The organism is Paenibacillus sp. YPG26 (assembly GCF_023704175.1).
In the GTDB taxonomy this organism is placed as follows: domain Bacteria; phylum Bacillota; class Bacilli; order Paenibacillales; family Paenibacillaceae; genus Fontibacillus.
Map to the genome: position 1 here is coordinate 3007058 of NZ_CP084530.1, position 20857 is coordinate 3027914.

Below are 20857 nucleotides of genomic sequence, written 5' to 3' on the forward strand. Positions count from 1 at the left end.
GCTCCATCCCAGATCAGCTTAAAGGACGAAACGATCCCCTGCCTTCCCGGCAGCCGGAGAGCTTCGTCCTTTGTTGTTCCTAGCCGGCGCTCCGCACGCCGGATCCCTGCCGCCGGTAACGGATGCGGATCAGACGCAGCTGCTCATACAGCTTCTCCACATTGCTCTCGGCAGGAAGCTCTGCACCATACACCCGCTGAAGGACGGGCTTAAGGAGGGTGTCGCCTAGTTCCTGATAAGCCTGCCATACAGCCATCTGCTCTGCTTCCGGGACTTCCCTGAGTTCCGCAAGCAGCAGAGATTCAAGCTCATACCCGTCTTTCTCCAGGTCTTCAAGCAGCTCCACGGTCTCGCGCCGGTCAAGTCCTGTCCGTCTGCACATCTCCTCGACATCACCGCCTTCCGCCATCGCTTCCAGCATGACTCTGCGCAGACCGAATTTCTCCATCTCCACCCGGTATTTAGCTTCCTTCTGCTTATAGAGCCAGGAGCGGAATTCTTCTTCATCCAGCGTTCCTTCCACCCAGTTCAACGGGAAAATAAACGGCCGTTCGCCCTGCTGCTGTGTCAGCTCGAGCAGCTCTCCACCATACTCGGCAGATTTGGATTCGCCCACACCCGGCAGCTGCAGCAGCTCCTCGCGTGTGCGCGGCTGGAACACGCTGATCAGTCTCAGCAGACGGTTGCTGGCAATCAAATACGGTGCCTTACGTTCCGCAGCTGCCCGTCTGCGCCGCCATGCGCTCAGCTCTGTGAATAACGCCTCGTTCGGATTGAGCTCACTGTAGTATACGAGCTTTTGGGCCAGGACGGCCTTCCCCTTGCTGTCTTCTCTCTCATGAAAGATCCCGTCTATAACCGGCCGGAAGCCTTCACCGAGCTTCATCGCTAACTGATGACGGTAGACATGGAGCATCTCAGACCAGGAAGCCCCTTCATACCAGAGGGTCTCGGATTCGTCATCGGCGGACAGCTCGTTCCAGCCCATTCTCCATACTCCCTCATCTTCACCGATCCACACCTGAGCACCACTTGGCATAAGTTCATCCGTCTTTCGCTCCATACTGTTGAGAAATATAATCCGCATTATCCAGCACCTCCTATAAATCAGCACACAAAAAAGCACCTCTCCGGCTTATCGCCAAAGAGGTGCTTCCCCATTTGTATACTGTTATCCCTATCATACCTTAATCTGGAAAAAAGTCAATTAGCAGTATAAAGGCCATCCGTCCCCTTTCCTGATATAATAGGAATGACTTCATACAGTTGAGGAGGCAGTACCTAATATGACGTTTTCTGAGAATGATCTGGATTTCCTGTCTGACTCTACGGAGCAGACCTCTACCCGATTTATCACATTCATTGGCCATTCCATGAAACGCTTCGATCTGGCCATTACAACGACTAACCGCTTCTACGGGAAGAAGCTGGTTACCGATCTGCTGGCTGGTAAGACGGCCATCCTGGGCTCGGACGATCTGGACCAAGAAGGCTATCTCGAGCATGTCTATAGTCTGGACGAGGAAGAAGGCGAGGAACTACGCGGATTCCTGTATCAGGTGCTCGGCGAGCCGCATTTTACAGATTAATTCGGGTGATTGATGAGGCGGGGATATCCCCGCTTTTTGTGTTTAACCCTCTGATGTACTGAGTATGGTGTATTGCCAAATTAACGGCTCATTGTATTTTTGTTCCAACGATCAAACCTGCTACCAACCTTCTTCCCCATCTGGCATCTCCCCCTCTTCTCTTCTCTCTAAACATATGTAAGTCAACTAAGCTTGTACCCTAGGCACCCTTTACAGGTAAATTCAGGTTTGCTAGAATGTCTACATCAATTGTCAACCATATATAACGAAATAGGTTAACAATATACATAGTGAGGAGACTTGAGACATGAATACATTAATGGTCGATCATGTAAAGTGGATGGCGCTGGCCGAGAAGGCTCTAAATGGAGAGCAAATTACGATAGAGGAAGGACTGTCGGTGCTTCAAGCCGAGGATGAAGAGGTGCTGCCGGTTATGCATGCAGCGTTCAAGGTGAGACGCCATTATTATGGCAAGAGAGTCAAGCTTAATATGATTATCAACGCGAAAAGCGGACTCTGTCCGGAGGACTGCGGCTATTGTTCGCAATCAATCGTCTCCACGGCTCCTGTGCAGAAGTACACCCTTCTGGATAAGGAGACACTGCTGGCAGGAGCGCGGGAAGCGCTGCAGCGCAAAGCTGGAACGTACTGCATTGTGGCTGCCGGCCGTGGACCAACCGAGAAAGAGCTGGAGCAGGTGGTGGATGCCGTTAGAGAGATTCGTGACACTATGCCGCTCAAGATCTGTGCCTGCCTGGGCATCCTGAAGGATGATCAAGCGAGGCGTCTCGCGGATGCCGGCGTGCACAGATACAACCATAATCTGAATACGAGCAAGGCCAATTATTCATCCATTACAACCACCCATACTTATGAACAGCGGATTCAGACAGTGGACACAGTGAAGTCCTATGGCATGTCCCCCTGCTCCGGTGTCATCATTGGCATGGGTGAGACGGATCAGGAGATTGTCGAAATGGCCTACGCCCTTCGTGAGCTGGACGCGGACTCCATTCCGATCAACTTTCTCAACGCCATTCCCGGAACACCGCTGGAGAACGCCGGACGCACGCCTGCGCTTAAGGCGCTTAAAGTCCTTGCGTTGTTCCGGTTGATCTGTCCGACCAAAGAGATCCGGGTAGCAGGAGGACGTGAGATTAACCTTCGCTCGCTCCAGCCTCTCGCTTTGTACGCAGCCAACTCGCTCTTTGTTGGCGACTATTTGACAACGGAAGGTCAGGACATTACAGCGGATCACCAGATTATTGAGGATTTGGGATTTGAAATTGAACTAAACGCGCTCTAGAGAACTGTGACTCATCTCCCCCCGCATTCTCTCAAAGCTCCTTCACTCACTCCCGCTCCGCGCTTATCCGGGCACACAGCAGCAGCACAAAGGACATGAGCACCATGAGTCCGGCCCACAGCCAGGCCGAACTCAGATCATTCGTGTCCACCGCGATATAGATGGCCGTAGGCAGTGTCTGTGTCCTGCCCGGAATATTGCCGGCGAGCATCAGAGTTGCGCCGAATTCTCCCAGACTTCGGGTGAAAGCCAGAATGAATGCCGTCAATAGCGAGCGGCGTGCCAAAGGCAGGATAACAAAGCACAGGAGCTGGAACTCCGAGGCCCCCATGGAGCGCCCTACCGCAAGCAGATCCCGGTCAATGGAGGTGAACCCTGCCTTTAGAGTCTGGTAAGCAAGAGGAAAAGCAACTACGGATGCAGCAATCACCGCAGCTCCCCAAGTGAAGACAATAGGCATGTTGAAGAGTGTCTCGAAGGCTTGACCCACCCAGCTCCGCCGTCCAAAAATCACAAGCAGCAGGAACCCGACAACCGTAGGGGGCAGCACTAATGGAAGCATAAATAGTGTCTCTATCACGGTAAGGCCCGGGAATTTGCGAATCGTCATTCTCCATACGGCCCATATCGCACAGACAAAAGCAGCGGTTCCCGCGAGCAGGGCTACTCTGAGCGAGAGAATGACCGGTGACCAGAAATCCAGAGAATTCATCATGATTTATCCAACCACATAATAGACCACTTGCCCCCTGCAGTTCTCTTCACCGGCTCGTCCTTGTCTGACCAGCTCAATCAGATGAGCCAATGCTTCGGACATGGCGAATCGCATCTGATGTATGCCCAGCTTGCTTCCAAATAGAGAGGTGCAGACCTCGAAGCATGTGCGGGGCCGCTCCGCCAGGAATCCCTCAATTACGCTCAGACGCTCCTCGTGATGAAGCAGCAGCGCCTCCAGCCGCTCCCTGAAGTAATCGAATGGATGCCGATGTCCTGGATAGGCGAAATCAACCGGATAACCAGCCAGCTTCAGCATGGCATCGAGATAGGACTGCAGCGGCTGCGGGTCACTTCCGGGCAAGAAGCTGATATTCGGGGATATCTGCGGAAGAACCGCATCCCCGCACAGCATCGTTCTGCTCTCCGCATGATAGAATGACATGTGTCCCGGAGCATGTCCGCCTGTCTCAATGGGCAGCCATAAGCGGTCACCCATTTCAAACGGTGTTCCCTCATCGATATAGGATACAAGCGGCTCCGGAGTCACCTGGGGCAGGAAGCCGGCCAAGTGTGCTGGAAGCTGACGGGTCCACTCCAGCGGCATACCATGAATCTGGTATAACGCAGGCAGCTCATCACTAACCAGACTGCCTCTTCCCCACATGAACCTCGTCTCCGCGTGCGCGCGCCGTGACATCCAGACACTTGCGCCTGTGTAAGACTGGATATAACCCGAGAGGCCATAGTGATCGGGATGATGGTGGGTCACCACCACCGAGGTGATCTCCTCCCTAGCAAAGCCAAGATTATTCCATATCTCCTTCCATTCCCCAATGCTTGTCTCCGTCTTGGGTCCCGGATCAACAATTGTAATCCCGTTGCTGCCACGAAGAATATAGCTATTCACCCACCGCAGCGGCGGGGCCATTGAGATCTTCACTTGAATAGTGCCATCTTCCCATTGTTTGATTTCTGACATGCCTCTTCAACCTCAGCTTCCCGACAGAATCATACGAGGTGAATGTACAGGCTCGTATTTATGTTTATCATCGCTGTCATGGACGGTTCCAGCTTCAGTCAAGCTTCAATCTGCTAGGAGGTCCCCCATAGATCCCATCCAGGCTTTCTGTCAGGAGCCTGAAGATCAGTGATTACTCCTTATTTTACCTTCTTTCCCTTCTGAACTCAAAGCAAAACAATGGACCGTATGTGCTCCATATATAAAAACAGCCGGGTTCCTATGAACCCGGCTGTACTCTGTTCTATTGATTATTCAGTTGCTCCGGCACCGGCTGCTCCGGATGTTTTGGTATTCAGATTGTTCACAATCTTCGCTTTGGCTTTAGTCTCTTCAAGCCATTCCGGCTGCAGTTGAGCTGCCTGCTGGGACTCCAGACCATCACGAATCTGATCCTTACGTTCTTCCAATGTGGCTGTATGGGCTTCCTTGCGATCTGTCAACTTCAAGATCTGGAAGCCGGCCTCCGATTTCACTACCCCGCTAAGCTCATCCTTCTTAAGCTTGAATGCGGCTTCTACTACCGCTGGATCCTGCTGACCTTTAGCGAAGAAGCCCAAATCTCCACCTTTAGATTTGGTCGCTGTATCCGTAGATTTCTCCTTGGCAAGCGCAGCAAAGTCACTTCCGCCCTTCAACTGCTTAAGAATAGCATCTGCTTCTGCTTGCGTGGCTACGGTAATGCTCGACACCCGTACTTGTTCAGGTGTATTAAAGGACTCTTTGTTCTGGTCAAAGAACGATTTAACCTCCTCGTCCGTCACTTTAATTTTGGAGCCAAGAAGCTTTCTAAGTTCAAGCTGCTTAACCACCATTTTCTTCAGATCGTCCCGGGTCATGCTGTTCTGCCCAAGCGCCTGGTCTAATGCTGTCTTCGAACCATACTGTTCTTCAAGGTATCCGATTTGCTTATTAATATCCGTATCCGTAATCTTGATATTTGCCTTGGTCACTTCCTGCTTCAACAGCTCTTCATCGATCATTGCGTCCAAAGTCTGTGCTCCGCCTGCTTTCACCAGCTCGTCATACAGCTTGTCCTTAGTGATCTCCGCCCCGTTAACCGTAGCAACAGGTGCGTTATCCGCCTTGCTCTTCTCTGTTAATGGCTTCACCAGAAGAATAACCAAGGCAACAGCCAGAATCAAGGAGACGACCATCCAGATCAGACTTTGTCTCTTCGCAGCTGTTACCGCCGGGTTGCCGCCCGCACTCTGCTCGGTTACATACGCCTTCTTGTCAGGAGATGAATAAGCAGCAGGCTCCTGAGCTTCTGTCTGCGGCGCTGCTGCCGAGGCTTCCACTTGTACCCCCGTGTTCTCTTCCGTTGTCTCGGGGCTTGTACCTTGCCCCAAGTTCTTCTGATCTTTGTCTTCCATGTGAATAATTGACTCCCCTCTAACGCTTGTTTAGTATCACTTTACCAGAATTGGCACCTGTTAACCTTAACAAATCATAAAAAAACCAGCTTGATTTTTAAGGAACTCTTAATGAAAACCCGTGATTTTCTTTACCTAGTAGATGAACTTCATTTTTGTTTGTGCGGCAAAAGGAGTAAAATAGGACTATACCGTATTTTAGGAGGATTGGCATGACTATAGATTATAAAGCTTACTTCGAGAGCCTGCGGGAGCAGCACCTGGACCAGCTCAAAGAGCTCCTTACCATTCCAAGTATCTCCGCACTCTCCGAACACAAACCGGATGTGGCCACAGCCGCCACCTGGATCGCCGATGCGCTTAGAACAGCTGGACTTGAACATGTAGAGATCCACCAAACCAAAGGACATCCGATTATTTATGCCGATCATCTTCATGCGCCGGGCAAGCCGACCGTTCTCATCTACGGGCACTATGATGTGCAGCCGGTGGACCCTCTTCACCTGTGGGAGACCCCGCCATTCGAACCAAGCATTCGGGATGGCAAGCTGTATGCCCGGGGAGCCACCGATGACAAAGGCCAGCTCTTCCTGCATATCAAGGCGGTTGAAGCCCTGTTAAGCCAGGAATCGAAGCTGCCGGTCAATATCAAGTTCTGTATTGAAGGTGAAGAAGAAGTCTCCAGCCCGAACCTTCCTATATTCCTGGATGATAACAAAGAGAAGCTTGCCGCAGATGTCGTGGTGATCTCGGACACTTCCCTGATTGAGAAAGGCACGCCGGCGATCAGTACAGGTCTCCGTGGATTGTGCTCCCTTGAAGTGTCCGTACATACCGCGAATACCGATCTGCATTCCGGCACCTTCGGCGGCGGTGTGCCGAATGCTCTGCATGCCTTGGTCTCGCTGCTCGCGTCCCTTCATGATGAGCAGGGCCGAGTCGCTGTAGATGGCTTTTATACAGGGGTGCCTGAGCTATCCAGTGAGATGCGGGAAGAGTTCGCAAAGGTGAACTTTAATGAAGAAGGGCTGCGAACAGACCTGGGGCTTGATACGCTGTATGGGGAAGAAGGATATTCCTTCGTTGAACGAACAGGTGCGCGTCCGACCCTTGAACTGAACGGGGTATACGGCGGATTCCAGGGTGAAGGCTCCAAGACGGTTATTCCGAAAGAAGCTCATGCCAAGATTACATGCCGGCTGGTCGGGGATCAGGATCCGCAGGATATGCTGGATAAGATCGAGCGGCACCTTCATTCCCATATCCAGCCGGGCGCAAAGGTCGTCGTGAAGCAAATGGAAAAGGCGTTCGCGTTCAATATTGATCCTTCCCATCCGATGCTGCAGAAGGCCGCGGACGCTTATGAGCGGGTGTACGGGACACGCGCGATCTTCACGAAGGACGGCGGCTCCATTCCTATCGTAGCTACCTTGTCCCGCGTGCTCTCTGCCCCAGCGGTCATGATGGGCTTTGGACTTCCGGATGAGAATCTCCACGCGCCAAATGAGCATTTCAATCTGGAGAACTTTGATAAAGGTCTTCTTACTTTAGTTGAGTATTTCAAGCTGATCTAAGAATTCAGCAGTAGGATATCCATACAAAAAGCCATACCGGTGAATCTCCTTGCGGAGCACCGGTATGGCTTCTTCGCTTGCATTCTGTGAACCAAGCAGCTTCTATTCCAATACTTCTGTCTTGAATACATTGTCAACCTTGGCACCAAGCCGCTTCTTGAGAGGAACCTTGATGTCTCTTCCCAGCTCATTGAAAAAGGTGCTGATCTCGCATTTTACATTCTCGGCAATTAATGTAATGTATCCATCCTCAGCAATGTTCCGGTTATCCTCGGCTGGAACCGAGACCTGAATATCATACTTTTTCATGAGTGTACGGATATATCTCGCAAAAATTTCAAGCAGCTCCTCGTTGTTGAAATTCTCGATTGCGATTTTACCCTTGTTCGTGAAATTCAAATTCACTTTCACAGATCTTCCCCCTTTTCGTCAAACCACTTACGGTGTTCGTACTAACCAGTTGAATGTAGGGTCACAAAGAAAAGGCTGCCGTCCTGACTTTTGAAACTCACTTTTAATGGCTCTACTATGTATCATACCTCTTTTTCGGGGTAAATTCATGCTTTCCCAAATATTTCTTCAATTAGCGGCAATTCAGAGGGGGTACACACAACAAAAAGCCTTCTCGGGTTCCCCTGCGGTATCCATCGAGAAGGCTCATGCTTCATGCCGGGTGAAGCACCCTCAAATCTTTAGTTCCCCAAGCTTAATCAGCTCGACTACTGCCTGTGCACGACCTTTGACGTTGAGTTTCTGCATGACATTTGAGATGTGGTTACGCACCGTCTTCTCACTGATAAACAGCTGCCCGGCAATATCACGCGTCGTTTTATCCTGCACGAGCAGTTCGAAAACTTCCCGCTCACGATGTGTTAATAAAAACTTGCTGTTGCGATCGCTGCCCTTCAAAATGTGTCACCCCTCCTTGCTCGGGTTTTGTGGTTTAACAAGCAAGGGATACAGTCAACACATCTTATGAATGGCATAAGGAGAAGGTGCGGTGCATAGGGAAAAATGGGCATACTCAGCGGGCAAGCACGGGCACCGGACAGCAGGAACCCTTATACCTAGGTCCGGTTGTCAGGTGTCAAAAGTTACTTCATTGCTGTGCGGTGCTCTCTTCCGCGGCTTCCGGTTTCTTTTTGCCGGTATCCGTGAGCTTGACGTTCCTCATCACCAGAGCAAGGGCTGCCCCTGCGAGTACAAAGAACAAGCCATACAGGAAGACACTGTGCAGGGACTCCACAAGCGCGTTCTTGAGGATTGGATCCACCGTCTCCATCAGCTGCGGTGGAATGACCTTCTGCATCTCCGGCGTCTGTACGGCAGAGTAGATCTGCTGGGGATTGTGCTCAATCATGTCATTGAACTTATCGACCAGCGGTCCCGCTCGCTCCGGCAGCCGATCCAGCAGCGGCTTCAGATCACTCGACAGCATGCTGCCTGACTTGTTATTCATAATGGCACCCAGCAAAGTCATCCCGAACGTTCCCCCGATGGAGCGGAAGAACTGGGATGATGAAGTCACTACCCCAAGCTGTGATTTGGGGAAGCTCTCTTGAAGGGCAAGCGTTAGTATCGGCATGACCAGGCCCATTCCCAGACCAATCACGACCATATAAGCTGTGGCAGTAAGCTGCGTGGTGTCTATGGACAGCCTAGTCAGCAGATAGAAGCCGGCCGCCATCACGAGCATGCCCAGAATGATCTGGAGCTTAACTCCGAGGCTGTACACCAAACGCCCGCCTAACACACTGGTCAGAATCATGGCAAGCATCATGGGGGTCATAATCGTTCCGGACTGGGTTGCGCTAATTCCCACGACCCACTGCATAAAGAGAGGCACGAACATGATGGCCCCGAACATCCCGATGGCCATGAAGAAGCCGATCCCGTTCAGCATGGAGAAGGTGCCATTCTTGAACAGAGAGACCGGCAGTATCGGATCCTCCGTTCTGGACTCAATGAAGACAAACGCGGTAATCGAGATTAGGGCCAGGGCGAACATTCCGATAATCTGCCAGGAGTCCCACTCGTACTTCTCCCCTCCAAAGCTCAGTGCCAGCAGGAGGGCTACCACACCAATGACCATGGTAACGGTACCCGCCATATCCAGTCTGACAGGTCCCCTGTTGAGATGCTTCGGCAGTCCCTTCGCAATAAAGATGACAGCAAGCACACCAACCGGGAGGTTAATGTAGAACACCCAGGTCCAGTTCCAGGCATCCACAATCCAGCCCCCGATCTGCGGGCCGAGGACGGAGGACAATCCGTACAGAGCTCCGAAGATCCCCTGCCACTTGGCGCGCTCCTTTCCTGTAAATAAATCCCCGATAATAATCATGGCCATCGGCATCATGACGCCGCCTCCCAGACCCTGAATAGCCCGGAAGATAATCAGCTCCGTCATGTTCTGGGACATCCCGCAAAGCGCGGATCCCACCATAAATATGATTAGACCGGTGATATAGATGACCCGGCGGCCAAACAAATCCGCAAGCTTGCCGGCCAGCGGGACAACCGTAGTCGAAGTCAGCAGATACGCGGTGGTTAACCAGGTGATCAGAGAGAGACCGCCCAGATCCTTGACTATCGTTGGCATCGCTGTTCCTACGATCGTTCCATCTAACGCCGCGAACAGCATCGCGATCATTAGCCCGGTAATGAGCAGCTTTCTCTTGGAGGCATCCCGTGCAGAGTCCTCAGTTATTGATTCTGACAATGTAATCTATCCCCCTTAGATTGACGCGCTTAAGAGTTCATTCTTCCTTACTTGGCTTCTCTATAGCTGCGAACTTCTCGAACACCCTCACGAGTGTGTCCAGCTCGTTCGCATCCAGATGTGAGAAATAATACTTGATGATCTCCCGCGACTTCTTCCTGGCTTCCTTCAGAACCTCTTCCCCCTGTGCAGTTACTGACACAAGCACGGCTCTGCGGTCCTGCTCATCGTGGCGCCTTGCCACATAATTACTCTGTACCAGACGGTCAATCATGACCGTGATGGCGCTCGGCTTCACGTCCAGCTTCTCAGCCAGATAAGAAATATTGCAGGATTTCTCTTTCGAGATCAGGCCCAGCATATGGAACTGGGGACCGGTAAGCCCAAGCTCACGGTGAACCATAATTTCGGATTCCATCTTGCGGATTGTATTCTTCCAGGCCGCCTCAATTCTGTCGATATAGCCATCGTAATCCAACAGTCCATCACCTCAGATCAATGTCTTTCCTATTTAATATTTAAACACTTTATTATTTAACTCATGGAAATATAATACCTGCCTGAAAAATTGTCAATACTTAGGTTGGAGTCCTTGAAAAGCAGCAAAAAATGTATTATTATCAAATCAAAATGATTTTCTTATTATTGATAATAATTATAAAAATAATTTTCAAAGGTGGCGCTTTTCTTGTCTCCCATCCTTCATGCATTGGAACAACAACTGGATTCTCTACCGCCTCAAGAACGGCGTCTCGGTGAGAAGATTCTCGAGTCTCCCTCCTCTGTCGTCCATCTCGGTATTACCGAGCTTGCACAGGTGTGCGGGATCAGTCCTTCTACGATTACCCGTTTCTGCAAGACATTTCATTTCAAAGGATTCCCTGATTTCAAAATGAAGCTTGCCAGTGAACTCGCCCGGAAGCCGGCCGAGAATGCCTACCAGGACGTCATTGCCGGTAATTCTCTGGACAAGATTGCCCAGGCGATTGAAGCCAATCACCTGGCTTCGATTACCGGTACGACCCGGCTGCTGGATATAAGCCAGATTGAGCAGGCGGTTACGGCGCTGTGCGGGGCTGGACGTATTGATCTCTATGGCGCCGCCACCTCTTCCATCATTGCCCAGGACTTTTACCAGAAGCTGGTTCGTATTGGCAAGCACAGCACCGCCTTCGCAGATTCCCATATGCAGATTACATCCGCTTCCAGTCTCGGGCCTGGGGATGTAGCCCTCGCCTTGTCCTATTCCGGAGAGACCTCGGAGACAGTCAGCGCACTGCGGTGCGCGAAGGACAGCGGCGCCTTTACAATCTCCCTTACCCAGTACGGCAGCAGCACACTCGCTTCTCTGGCGGATATCTCGTTGTTCTCTTCCTCCCTTGAGAAGGGGATGCGGCGGGGGGATATGGCTTCCCGGATCGCACAGCTGCACGTGATCGATATTCTTTTTACCGGAATGGTGAGCAGGGAATTTGAGGACTATATCCCGAGGCTTGAGAGTTCTTATCACAACGTACGCAGATACCGCACAAATTCTTAAGAAGGGAAGTGGGTCCAATGCTGAACATCGTTAAGGTATCCAGTGACGAACAATTCAATGAGGTGGGAGCAGGTCTGGTTGCCGGGCTTCTGCAGTCCAATCCCCGCGCGATTCTGGGTCTTGCAACAGGCAGCACCCCGGTAGGCGTATACAGTCAACTGATTGAGCTGTTCCAGAAAGGGCTGATCAGCTTCGCGCAGACCCGAAGCTTTAATCTGGATGAATATATCGGCCTGGCACCGGATCACCCTGAAAGTTACCGGCGCTTCATGAATGAGAAGCTCTTCAACCATATCGATATAGATATGAGAAATACGCATGTTCCTGATGGTACCGCAGCTGATCCGGAACAGGCGGCTCTTGAATACACCAGGATGCTGGATGAGGCCGGGCAGATTGATCTGCAGCTTCTCGGAATTGGACATAATGGCCATATCGGGTTCAACGAGCCTGCCGATGAGCTCCAGGCACATACACATGTGGTTGAACTGAAGAAGGACACCCGCGCGGCGAATGCCCGTTTCTTCAATTCTGTTGACGAGGTTCCCACCCATGCGATGACCATGGGCATTGGTTCCATACTGAAATCCCGGCAAATTCTGCTTATGGCCAAAGGGGCAAGCAAGGCCGATATCCTGAAGCGTGCCCTTACAGGACCGTTAACGACCCAGTGTCCGGCCTCCCTGCTTCAGACTCATCCGAATGTTGTTATCCTGGTTGATCAGGCTGCCGGGGGACGGTTATCATGAGCAATCCGAACAGCCGTAGCTTCCGGATTCTGCACGGTCAAGTCGTCACTCCGCACGGGATAGTCAAGGATGGAGCCGTCACGGTTATTGACGGAATCATCCATGATGTCGGTTCCTCATCTGAATTCGCTCCAGAAGGAGCTGATCCGCCGGTTGAGGTTATCGATGCCAAGGGTGCCTATGTTCTGCCAGGCTTCATCGATATCCATGTCCATGGAGGATTGAAAGAGGATTTCACCAACTCCACTCAGGAATCGCTGGATATAATTACGAAGTTCCATGCGGCCCAGGGCACCACAGCCATGCTGGCTACAACGATGACCACACCCAAGGAGGTTCTGGATCAGGTGTTGGAGGAAGTCCATGCCTACAGATCCCAAGAGATGCCCTATGCACAGCTCGAAGGCGTTCATCTGGAAGGGCCCTTCATCAGCCCGAAATGGCCTGGAGCGCAGAACCCCGAGCATATCGTGCCTCCGAATAAAGATTGGATAGAAGCTTGGGAAGCCAAGTATCCCGGCCTGATCAGACAAGTTACACTGGCCCCTGAGCGCGAAGGGGCACATGATCTGATCCGTTATCTCCGAAGCAAGGGAATCGTGGCTGCGGCGGGCCATACCGATGCAACCTATGAGGAGGTCATGGCTGCCGTGGACGCTGGCCTGCATCACTCCGTGCACATGTTCAACGCGATGACTCCGCTCCATCACCGGAAGCCTGGAGCGGCAGGCGCCATTCTTAGCTCTCCGCAGATCAGTACTGAGATTATAGCCGACGGCATTCATGTTCATCCCGCGGCCATCTCTATTATTGCCCGGCTGAAGACCGCGGAGAACTTCATTCTCATCACGGACGCGATGTCTGCGGCGGGTCTTGGCGATGGAGAGTACATGCTTGGCGACCTTCCGGTTATTGTAGAGGATCATGTATGTACGCTTAAGGAAAGCCCGGGAACGCTTGCAGGAAGTACCTTGACCATGATTCGCGGCTTCCGTTATCTGGTTGAGCAGGTGGGGCTCGGTGTGGAGTATGCTTCCCGCATGGCCAGCGGCAATCCTGCCAGGCTACTTGGGATCGAGAACCGTACCGGTTCTATCGAGACCGGGAAGCAGGCCGATCTTCTGCTTGTAGATCAGCATAAGCTGGAATTAATGAAAGTCTGGATCAAAGGACGGCAAAATAAGTAACAGGACAATGGCAAAGGACCAGGCGGCGGATATCTACTTGATATCGGCCGCCTGGTCCTTATTTACTCCTGATTCCTGCCCAGCTTCCTTAGCGTGTAGTCCCGCCTGAGAAGCCATTTCCCGGCTGAGGACCATTCCCGATGCCATTTGTGTTCCGCTGAGTCGGTGTATATCCACTCGGACCGGTCATGGTGCCTGTACGTGAAGGGAATATACGCTGGATCAACGTGCTGAAATCATTCTCTACGCCGCGAAGCAGCCCTCCTCCCGGAGACTGGGTTGCATAACCGCTGACGCGGGACACAAACTCAGGATGTCCAGAGATATGCACATTCTGGATATGCGGCGCGCTGGCCTTGATTTTGCCTTCAATCTCAATCTTTAACGATTGAGGAATCTGATCCAGCGGGCCGGTACCGTTCGTGCCAAAGCTGCCTTGCGTCCCATAAGTCCCGTAGGTTCCTGTGGTTCCCTGATTTCCTGTAGTCTGCCCGGGATGATTCGTATTCATCGTTCCGTTCCCGGTAGTTGTACCCATACCTCTGCTGTTCATGATGTTCCCGTTCATTCCGGTTGTATGGGTACCTCCGCCCCCAATTCCAGGAGCATAGCCGAAGCCTGTGCCCGCTGAGGATCTCGGACCGTTCCCTCCCCCGTAAGAGTAGTACGAGTTCCCCGAGATGCCTCCGTTCATGCCGCCATAATAGTCCGTGCCCAGGCTGGTTCCGGCTCCTCTGCCGTCAGCACCGTAGGTTCCATAAGTACGGGTACCGCCTGTTCCGGCTGAGCCGTAGGTTCCCCCTCTGGCTGCATCAAGAAGACTTCCGGCAACACCGGATCTTCCAATGCTGTGGCGAAGCCCATCTGATCCATTGCGGTTGCCAGCACGTGGTGCGACACTCTTCGCATTATAGCCTGCGCCTGAGGTACCATGAGGCCCGTGAAGGGTCACGGCTACATAGGCGTCACGGTCCGTTACAAGCACTTGGGCGGATCTGATCTGGCCGAGCTGGGATACTTTTTTGCTCAATAGCGGGCTGTACTTGAGACCCGTAATCCGGTTATTCTGCACAGAGTTCAGATCATACCGATTCCCTGTCTTTGCATTCTGGGTACGAAAATCATTGTTATTCCCATTCCTGCCGCATCCTGTAAGACCGACCAGACCAGCAACCAGGGCAGCCGATAACGTCAAGCTAACAACCTTACCTCCACGCATGAATTCATCCCCCATCATCATTGTAGTAGAAATAATGACTAACAAGGATTAGAATGCGCCCTGCGCCCCGCGGGTATTCAGTTAAGATTTAGCAGGGAATGAACATGGCCATTATATATACCCACACCATAATTAATAGGCTTTCATACCATATTCTAGTAACTCAAGAACCTCTGCGGAAGGATGAGCCTCATGAAAATCTTGTTCGCGTTCTACGTACCGAGCGGGGGAGTTGAGACCTTGAACAGACTCCGGTGCGAAACCCTGCGTCAATATGGAGTTGAAGGACATCTGCTCTATACCAGCCCCGGTTCGGGGCTTCAAAATATTTCAAATACTCCAACCTACGTCACCAATTATGATGAAGACATCTCGCAGATCCTGGAGGCCCAGAAGTTCGATGCCATTGTGGTCACTTCTGACTACTTGATGACCCAGCGGCTTCGGCGGCTTCATTTCCCCGGACCCATTATATTTGAAGCGCAAGGATTCGGAACCATGGAGCAGGCCCACCGGTTAGTCCAGGATGCCTCTTCCTACCTGCAGTCTTACTGCCAGGCTGTGCTCCTCCCTCCTACCTCCCACCTCATTGAACTGTTCAATCAGGTATGCCCTTGGCTGCGTCAGTTCATTATGCTGAACATGGTGGACACCTCGGTATTTCATCCCCACGAAGTCGGGGCACCTCCCCGTCCTATCCTGGGATGGGTAGGAAGGCTGGAGAAGAACAAGAATTGGACCGAGTATTTGACTATCGGCCACCGTCTCTCGCAGCTCATACCTGATCTTGAGCTGCACATGCTCACAGACGAGACGCTGGCTGCACCCGAAGAGCAGCACCGATTCAAGAAATGGGTGGCTAACTGGAATTTGACCCACCGCTTGCAAACCGTGTCTAATGTACCGCACAGCCAAATGCCCATCCAGTATTCGAGGGTCGCCGCTTCAGGAGGGTTCCTCCTATCCACCTCCATGGTGGAGGGATTCGGTTATGCCGTGGCTGAAGCGATTGCCTGCGGCTGCCCGGTGGTAAGTACGGATTCCGATGGAGTAAGGTTATTTATTAAGCATAATCAGACCGGTAAATTCTACAGTCTCGGAAATATCGATCAGGCTGTCAATGAAGGACTGGATGTAATGCGCAATCTTCCGTTAAGGCAGTATATACGCGAACAGGGCATCCGGCTTATCACCGAATCTTTTGCCCCCGCTAAATATGCGGAAGCGTTCATCCATATGATGAACTCCCTTGATGTGAGTTAGTCTGATCGTGACCTGAACTTATAATGCGCCCAAGTGTGTCCTGCCCTCAGGTTCACAGCAGGTCCTAAGCCAAGGATTAAAAGCCAGACCTGGCGGGCAGATCACCCTTGCCTGGTCCGGCTTTCTGCTCTGTCACTCATGCTAGTCTGCCAGCTTGTGCAGCTGATGTTCACTTAGTATACCGATCACAACCCCATATTCATTCTTCAGATACATTCTAATTACACAATGCCCGGGTGTGAACCGGTTCGTTACAATCCGCAGCTGCATGGGTTCCTGGTAGATCCCGACATTTTGAATCAGAGCACTTCCATCAGGTGAATTGGCAGGACCTATCCGGTAGAGAAATCTGAACAGTTCATTCCTGGTATCCTGCGCATCCAAGTAGACCTCATACGTCTGTACTCCAGAGTTCGCGATAACAATATCCATCAGATGAATGGTGAAGCCTTCAAGCAGACTCCTGTTCATCGTAAAGGTGTAGTAAGCCACCGTACCTCCCCCTTTGTGACAGTATATGATGATCATCCAGGTCAGTTTGGACCCCGGCGGACAAGAGGGCAGCCAAGCCGGCGCCCTTTTTGCTCCCGGTCTCGTACCTTGAGACGACCGCTACATAAAATAAACAAGATACCCCTTTAAGCGCAGAGGAGGCTTCATCATGAAAATATTGCTCGTGACCTATTGGTGGTTAACAAGCATGGGCGGGATTCGCACCTACATGAATCAACTCGCAGACCGTCTGAGAACTCACGGGCATGAAGTGGACCTGATGGGGACTGACCTCGCCACGAACTCCGTCTATGTGGCGGGAGGGGACCGCCGGTTCTACAAAGACCCGGTTCTTCCCCTGATCCGCCGGAATCTTGCGGGCGCGCCGCTTCCTCAGCTTCATGCTTGTCCTGAGGCTATGGCCATCGAAAGTGACCGGTATGCGTTCGAGATGGGCGCCGCTGTTCTTGGCGTGAATCATTATGACTTGATCCATGCCCAGGACCCTATCGCGGCTCTCTGTATTAGAAGAATACTGCGCAGACCGGTTCCTCTGCTTGTCAGCTTCCACGGCTCCCTGGCAAGGGAAGGCTATCATGACTCCCGTTCTGTCCATCCCGGTCTCACCTGGACTGAATTTCGCGCAGGCACCTATGGCAAGCACTACAGTGCACTGGAATACCTTGGGGCAGAGGCTTCAGATCTTGTGCTTGTCAGCTCCAGTTGGATCAAGGGGCTCATTGTAGAGTCCGGAATTCCTGAGTGGAAGCTCCGCCAGGTGCCTTACGGAGTAGATATACATGCATTTCTGGCCAAGGCAGCCGCAGAATTCCCCAAAGCCAAAAAGCCTGACAAGAAGCTCATCATGTATACGGGACGGCTTGAATATGTGAAGGGTGTCCACATACTTATAGAAGCTCTTGGGCTTCTAAGCCGAACCCGGAGCGATTGGAACTGCTGGATTATCGGGGATGGCGGTATGCTTGCGAAGCTCCGTAATCGCTGTCATGAGCTTGGAATTGACCAGGATGTGGAGTTCCTGGGCAAGATGGATAATATCCCCTCAGCACTGGGGAAGGCGGACATCTATGTTCAGCCAAGCCTACAGGACACCCAGCCATTCTCGCTGACCGAAGCGCAGCTTGCCGGAGTTCCATCTATCGCTGCGAATGCTACAGGAATGCCCGAAATGATCCGGGAGGGTGTGACCGGATTATTATTCGCTCCCGAGGACCCCGCTTCCCTGAGCGCTCAGCTCAGCCGCCTGCTCAGCAGTCCCGCGGAGCGCAGCTCGCTTGGATATCAAGCCCGCCAGTGGGTGCTCGCTAACCGCACGCTCGCCCAGATGTATCAGGGAACCTGGTGGGTCTATCAGGAACTGACAGGAGGTTAAGGACAACGAATGGAACTTAAGGTGCCTAGTGACTTGTATAACGCGTGGTTTCTGTATCCTGCCGGATCATCGGGGATGGAAGTGGATTATTTCATATTGAATACCATCATGGAGAGCCTGCCGGACAACTATGTCATCCCCGATCCGAAGGTGATGAGCCGGATCGAATAGAAGCTGAGGAAGATAAGCAGGCTTACATCCCGGAGTGCCGCTTCAGCGTCACCCGCACACAAACAGCCGCAATCACGACCTGAATTCAGGTCATGATTGCGGCTGTTGTTATATTTGGCGCCAGAGGATCTTGTTCACTGCCTGCTGAAAGGCCTTCACACTGCGCTCCCAGGTGTACTCATAAGACACCCGCTCACCTTCTTGCGCCAAAGACTTCCGGAGAACGGGGTCTTCAATTAACCGGATTACATCCTTCGCCAGACGGTTCTCGTACCGGTAAGACATCAAGCAATTCCGCTCATGTCTCCCATACTTCAAGTTCCCGCCCGAGTACACCGTGACAAGCGCAGCGCCGCACCGCATAGCCTCCAGGCCTGGAAGCGATCCCGCATCGTACGTGCCTGAGCTTACGAATATATCCGTGTGATTATAATGATAACGCAGCTCGGTATCATTGGCAGGAGTCAGAATCCGGTACCTTCCGGTATCCCGCAGCCCCTGCAGGTTAGGGGATTCCCGGAACTCATTGGGAGGGCAGATTAGATTGATAATCACTTCAGGATGAAGCGCCTGAACCAGGTTCAGCTGGGAGATTAAGTAATCCTGCTCACGGTGCCAGGAGAATTCACTCTCGATCCTCCGCAGAATGGCGGATATATTCAGAGGCTCCGCAATCTGCTCCCGGATCTTGAGATTCTGGAAATAAGAGCTGACGCCTATCGGCACAATATGGCCCTTGACCCCGTGCAGAAGCTGAACTAGATCCTGCTGCCATTCGGAGAGTACCAGCAGATTATTGGTCATATGATAAGTGGGGAAGGAGAGATGATTGTCGTAGAGGAATGCCGGTTCATAGCATAGGGAGAGCCGGATATGAACTCCCTTGCCCATCTCGCTTGCGGTCTGGGAACAGGCTACAGTTGTGAAGAAATTGGATACGATGACATCCCCTTGAGGGAAGTCTTCCGCATATAAGTCCATATTTGCCGTCTGGATAATATGCGCGTGAACCTCATACTCTACCACACCCTGCCTGGGCATAAGAATGGTCACCTCATGGCCAAGTCCGATAAGCCCGTTCGTAATCTCTGCCAGCATCCGCTGAGCCCCGCCATGACATAACGTTACAATTGGAAATGTGAACTTCATCCCTGGCCCCTCTCTTTCTCAATCAAGGTTCGCAGGGAACTGCCGTATTTGCCCTGGATGACCAGCATATCCTGCTGAATCTCATCCCAGTGGTTCAGTGTCCCCATCGTGCCATGTACACGGTACTCAAGCAGGCATTCATCCAGATAGTGAAAATCGAAATACTGCAGCAGCCGAAGCCAAAGATCATAGTCATGCGTATAACGGCGCTGTTCATCAAACATTCCGATGCGTTCAAAAATATACATATGCAGCAGGATACTGCACCCATTGACAGGACACCCGCTGAGCAGGGTCTCGTAGAATTCCTTCTTGGTCGTAAAATTGGCGTGGATCTCCCCCGTCCGGCTTCCGGCGGCATTAATATAATAATAGGCGGTATGGCTTGCAATCGAGCCTATTCTGTCCATGTGGGCAAGCTGCCGTTCAAGCTTCTCCGGAACAAAGCGGTCATCCGCGCTGAGCCAGGCAAAGTACTCGCCGGTGGACTTTGAGATGCCATAATTCAAGGCGCTGGCCGTGCCTCCATTCGGCTTGTAGAAATAACGAATCTTATCCTTATAGGGTTCGACCAGATGCTGGTACTGCGTAGAGCCGTCATCCACCACAATAACCTCAATGTTGCTGTAAGTCTGGGCAAGTGCGCTGGTGATGGCCTGATCGACATATTCGCAGTTATAGAATGGGATCACGATCGACACTTTAGGTTGAGCATTCATGTCATGCACCACTTTCCCGCTATGTTTTACTGATTTCAGTCCTTACCCGTCAGCTGCTTCCAGGCAAAGATCGCATCAACAGGCGGATGATCCACCCCGTAGGCCTCCACAAATGAAGGGTTCTCCGCGTGATGGAAATTCTTGAACACCTTCACGTTATATCCGAGCTCAAGCAATTCGCCGCTCTCCCAGCCGCTATAATGCTTTTGATATTCCTCACCGCTGAGGCCGTAGTTATCTACCCCCTCCTGGGGGAAGAACCCCCGCGGCGTGAATATGATGACCTGATCTCTTGCAATGCTCTCCGCACTCTTCAGAACATGAAGCCCATCCTTTTTCGTAAAATGCTCCAGGGAATCAATCAGTGTCACTGCAGAAACAGAGCGCGGCATGAACAGCTCACCTATCCGCCTGGCGTCCGCATGTATCGGAACAGCCCGGCGCGGAAGATGAATCAGATGCTCCAGGTAGGCCCGGTGAATATCGATGCCAATGATGATCTTGCTGTCGTAATGCTCCCACATGGCGCCTATTCCGCAGCCGATATCCAGCACGCTGTCAGCGAACCTCAGCCGCTCACGGAGTGCCGATATAAAGCGGGGCTCTTCAGTCTCCTCATACATTAGAATCTCCCCCTCTTGGCTTAGTCCGTCATCCACAACTGAAGAGT

Annotated in this window: 22 protein-coding genes; 9 read left to right on the forward strand and 13 right to left on the reverse strand. The window is 52.0% G+C overall.

Features of this window, described 5'->3' with window-relative positions; genetic code table 11:
* Window positions 1-79: 79 nt before the first annotated feature.
* Window positions 80-1087 (reverse strand): HRDC domain-containing protein, encoded by a 1008-nt coding sequence (locus tag LDO05_RS14225; RefSeq protein ID WP_251376033.1) that lies wholly within the window; start codon window positions 1085-1087, stop codon window positions 80-82.
* A gap of 199 nt (window positions 1088-1286) precedes the next feature.
* Here LDO05_RS14225 and LDO05_RS14230 point away from each other — a divergent pair, with 199 nt between their 5' ends.
* Both LDO05_RS14230 and bioB read left to right on the forward strand, forming a co-directional pair.
* Window positions 1287-1589 carry a DUF3055 domain-containing protein gene (locus LDO05_RS14230; RefSeq protein WP_251376034.1) on the forward strand — a complete coding sequence of 101 codons (303 nt, stop codon included), beginning with the start codon at window positions 1287-1289 and terminating at the stop codon, window positions 1587-1589.
* Window positions 1590-1908: 319 nt separating this feature from the next.
* The gene (gene bioB, locus LDO05_RS14235; protein ID WP_251378733.1) at window positions 1909-2898 is read left to right on the forward strand and encodes a biotin synthase BioB; all 990 of its coding nucleotides are present in this window, start codon (window positions 1909-1911) and stop codon (window positions 2896-2898) included.
* 46 nt (window positions 2899-2944) lie between these two features.
* Here bioB and modB read toward each other — a convergent pair whose 3' ends face one another.
* The 3 genes from modB to LDO05_RS14250 form a co-directional block, all read right to left on the reverse strand.
* The gene (gene modB / locus LDO05_RS14240) at window positions 2945-3613 is read right to left on the reverse strand and encodes a molybdate ABC transporter permease subunit (protein WP_251376035.1); all 669 of its coding nucleotides are present in this window, start codon (window positions 3611-3613) and stop codon (window positions 2945-2947) included.
* 3 nt (window positions 3614-3616) lie between these two features.
* The gene (locus LDO05_RS14245; RefSeq protein ID WP_251376036.1) at window positions 3617-4594 is read right to left on the reverse strand and encodes an MBL fold metallo-hydrolase; all 978 of its coding nucleotides are present in this window, start codon (window positions 4592-4594) and stop codon (window positions 3617-3619) included.
* 290 nt (window positions 4595-4884) lie between these two features.
* A complete protein-coding gene (locus LDO05_RS14250; protein WP_251376037.1) occupies window positions 4885-6009 on the reverse strand; it encodes a peptidylprolyl isomerase in 1125 nt (374 codons plus the stop codon).
* 218 nt (window positions 6010-6227) lie between these two features.
* On the opposite strand from LDO05_RS14250, the gene LDO05_RS14255 reads away from it, so the two are divergent.
* A complete protein-coding gene (locus tag LDO05_RS14255) occupies window positions 6228-7583 on the forward strand; it encodes a dipeptidase (protein ID WP_251378734.1) in 1356 nt (451 codons plus the stop codon).
* Window positions 7584-7685: 102 nt separating this feature from the next.
* Here LDO05_RS14255 and LDO05_RS14260 read toward each other — a convergent pair whose 3' ends face one another.
* The 4 genes from LDO05_RS14260 to LDO05_RS14275 form a co-directional block, all read right to left on the reverse strand.
* On the reverse strand, window positions 7686-7994 hold the full coding sequence (locus LDO05_RS14260; protein WP_251376038.1) for a hypothetical protein: 309 nt from the start codon (window positions 7992-7994) through the stop codon (window positions 7686-7688).
* Window positions 7995-8267: 273 nt separating this feature from the next.
* Window positions 8268-8492 (reverse strand): helix-turn-helix domain-containing protein, encoded by a 225-nt coding sequence (locus LDO05_RS14265; protein ID WP_068620025.1) that lies wholly within the window; start codon window positions 8490-8492, stop codon window positions 8268-8270.
* 190 nt (window positions 8493-8682) lie between these two features.
* Complete coding sequence (locus LDO05_RS14270; RefSeq protein WP_346657648.1) at window positions 8683-10293, reverse strand: MDR family MFS transporter; 1611 nt, start codon at window positions 10291-10293, stop codon at window positions 8683-8685.
* A 49-nt stretch (window positions 10294-10342) separates the two neighbouring features.
* A complete protein-coding gene (locus tag LDO05_RS14275; protein WP_251376039.1) occupies window positions 10343-10783 on the reverse strand; it encodes a MarR family winged helix-turn-helix transcriptional regulator in 441 nt (146 codons plus the stop codon).
* Between the two features lie 210 nt (window positions 10784-10993).
* On the opposite strand from LDO05_RS14275, the gene LDO05_RS14280 reads away from it, so the two are divergent.
* From LDO05_RS14280 to nagA, 3 genes are read left to right on the forward strand one after another with little or no spacing between them, the layout of a single operon-like run.
* Window positions 10994-11845: a MurR/RpiR family transcriptional regulator gene (locus LDO05_RS14280; RefSeq protein ID WP_251376040.1), complete on the forward strand. Its 852-nt coding sequence runs from the start codon at window positions 10994-10996 to the stop codon at window positions 11843-11845.
* Window positions 11846-11862: 17 nt separating this feature from the next.
* Window positions 11863-12594 (forward strand): glucosamine-6-phosphate deaminase, encoded by a 732-nt coding sequence (gene nagB / locus LDO05_RS14285; protein ID WP_251376041.1) that lies wholly within the window; start codon window positions 11863-11865, stop codon window positions 12592-12594.
* Entirely contained in the window at window positions 12591-13781 is a 1191-nt protein-coding gene (gene nagA / locus LDO05_RS14290) for an N-acetylglucosamine-6-phosphate deacetylase (protein WP_251376042.1), read from the forward strand. Before nagB ends, nagA begins: the two co-directional genes overlap by 4 nt.
* An 88-nt stretch (window positions 13782-13869) precedes the next feature.
* Here the strand turns inward: nagA and LDO05_RS14295 are convergent, their stop codons facing one another.
* On the reverse strand, window positions 13870-15021 hold the full coding sequence (locus LDO05_RS14295; protein WP_251376043.1) for a YhcN/YlaJ family sporulation lipoprotein: 1152 nt from the start codon (window positions 15019-15021) through the stop codon (window positions 13870-13872).
* 171 nt (window positions 15022-15192) lie between these two features.
* Here LDO05_RS14295 and LDO05_RS14300 point away from each other — a divergent pair, with 171 nt between their 5' ends.
* Window positions 15193-16263 carry a glycosyltransferase family 4 protein gene (locus tag LDO05_RS14300; RefSeq protein ID WP_251376044.1) on the forward strand — a complete coding sequence of 357 codons (1071 nt, stop codon included), beginning with the start codon at window positions 15193-15195 and terminating at the stop codon, window positions 16261-16263.
* Window positions 16264-16404: 141 nt separating this feature from the next.
* Here LDO05_RS14300 and LDO05_RS14305 read toward each other — a convergent pair whose 3' ends face one another.
* Window positions 16405-16734, reverse strand: a complete 330-nt coding sequence (locus LDO05_RS14305) for a hypothetical protein (RefSeq protein ID WP_251376045.1) — start codon at window positions 16732-16734, stop codon at window positions 16405-16407.
* Between the two features lie 190 nt (window positions 16735-16924).
* Here LDO05_RS14305 and LDO05_RS14310 point away from each other — a divergent pair, with 190 nt between their 5' ends.
* Window positions 16925-18148, forward strand: a complete 1224-nt coding sequence (locus LDO05_RS14310) for a glycosyltransferase family 4 protein (RefSeq protein ID WP_251376046.1) — start codon at window positions 16925-16927, stop codon at window positions 18146-18148.
* A gap of 9 nt (window positions 18149-18157) precedes the next feature.
* Window positions 18158-18319 (forward strand): hypothetical protein, encoded by a 162-nt coding sequence (locus LDO05_RS14315; protein ID WP_251376047.1) that lies wholly within the window; start codon window positions 18158-18160, stop codon window positions 18317-18319.
* Window positions 18320-18427: 108 nt separating this feature from the next.
* On the opposite strand, the gene LDO05_RS14320 is transcribed toward LDO05_RS14315, so the two are convergent.
* From LDO05_RS14320 to LDO05_RS14330, 3 genes are read right to left on the reverse strand one after another with little or no spacing between them, the layout of a single operon-like run.
* Window positions 18428-19468, reverse strand: coding sequence for a glycosyltransferase family 4 protein (locus LDO05_RS14320; protein WP_251376048.1), 1041 nt, complete (start codon window positions 19466-19468; stop codon window positions 18428-18430).
* Window positions 19465-20187 carry a glycosyltransferase family 2 protein gene (locus LDO05_RS14325; RefSeq protein ID WP_251376049.1) on the reverse strand — a complete coding sequence of 241 codons (723 nt, stop codon included), beginning with the start codon at window positions 20185-20187 and terminating at the stop codon, window positions 19465-19467. Before LDO05_RS14325 ends, LDO05_RS14320 begins: the two co-directional genes overlap by 4 nt.
* Before the next feature lie 35 nt (window positions 20188-20222).
* The gene (locus tag LDO05_RS14330) at window positions 20223-20810 is read right to left on the reverse strand and encodes a class I SAM-dependent methyltransferase (protein WP_251376050.1); all 588 of its coding nucleotides are present in this window, start codon (window positions 20808-20810) and stop codon (window positions 20223-20225) included.
* Window positions 20811-20857 lie beyond the last annotated feature (47 nt).

Coding starts and splice junctions, on each gene's coding strand:
- LDO05_RS14300 (WP_251376044.1), top strand. CDS start 15,193: ATGAAAATCTTGTTCGCGTTCTACGTACCGAGCGGGGGAGTTGAGACC.
- LDO05_RS14230 (WP_251376034.1), top strand. CDS start 1,287: ATGACGTTTTCTGAGAATGATCTGGATTTCCTGTCTGACTCTACGGAG.
- LDO05_RS14325 (WP_251376049.1), bottom strand. CDS start 20,187: ATGAATGCTCAACCTAAAGTGTCGATCGTGATCCCATTCTATAACTGC.
- LDO05_RS14315 (WP_251376047.1), top strand. CDS start 18,158: ATGGAACTTAAGGTGCCTAGTGACTTGTATAACGCGTGGTTTCTGTAT.
- LDO05_RS14305 (WP_251376045.1), bottom strand. CDS start 16,734: ATGAACAGGAGTCTGCTTGAAGGCTTCACCATTCATCTGATGGATATT.
- nagB (WP_251376041.1), top strand. CDS start 11,863: ATGCTGAACATCGTTAAGGTATCCAGTGACGAACAATTCAATGAGGTG.
- nagA (WP_251376042.1), top strand. CDS start 12,591: ATGAGCAATCCGAACAGCCGTAGCTTCCGGATTCTGCACGGTCAAGTC.
- LDO05_RS14310 (WP_251376046.1), top strand. CDS start 16,925: ATGAAAATATTGCTCGTGACCTATTGGTGGTTAACAAGCATGGGCGGG.
- bioB (WP_251378733.1), top strand. CDS start 1,909: ATGGTCGATCATGTAAAGTGGATGGCGCTGGCCGAGAAGGCTCTAAAT.
- LDO05_RS14320 (WP_251376048.1), bottom strand. CDS start 19,468: ATGAAGTTCACATTTCCAATTGTAACGTTATGTCATGGCGGGGCTCAG.
- LDO05_RS14295 (WP_251376043.1), bottom strand. CDS start 15,021: ATGATGATGGGGGATGAATTCATGCGTGGAGGTAAGGTTGTTAGCTTG.
- modB (WP_251376035.1), bottom strand. CDS start 3,613: ATGATGAATTCTCTGGATTTCTGGTCACCGGTCATTCTCTCGCTCAGA.
- LDO05_RS14225 (WP_251376033.1), bottom strand. CDS start 1,087: ATGCGGATTATATTTCTCAACAGTATGGAGCGAAAGACGGATGAACTT.
- LDO05_RS14245 (WP_251376036.1), bottom strand. CDS start 4,594: ATGTCAGAAATCAAACAATGGGAAGATGGCACTATTCAAGTGAAGATC.
- LDO05_RS14330 (WP_251376050.1), bottom strand. CDS start 20,810: ATGTATGAGGAGACTGAAGAGCCCCGCTTTATATCGGCACTCCGTGAG.
- LDO05_RS14250 (WP_251376037.1), bottom strand. CDS start 6,009: ATGGAAGACAAAGATCAGAAGAACTTGGGGCAAGGTACAAGCCCCGAG.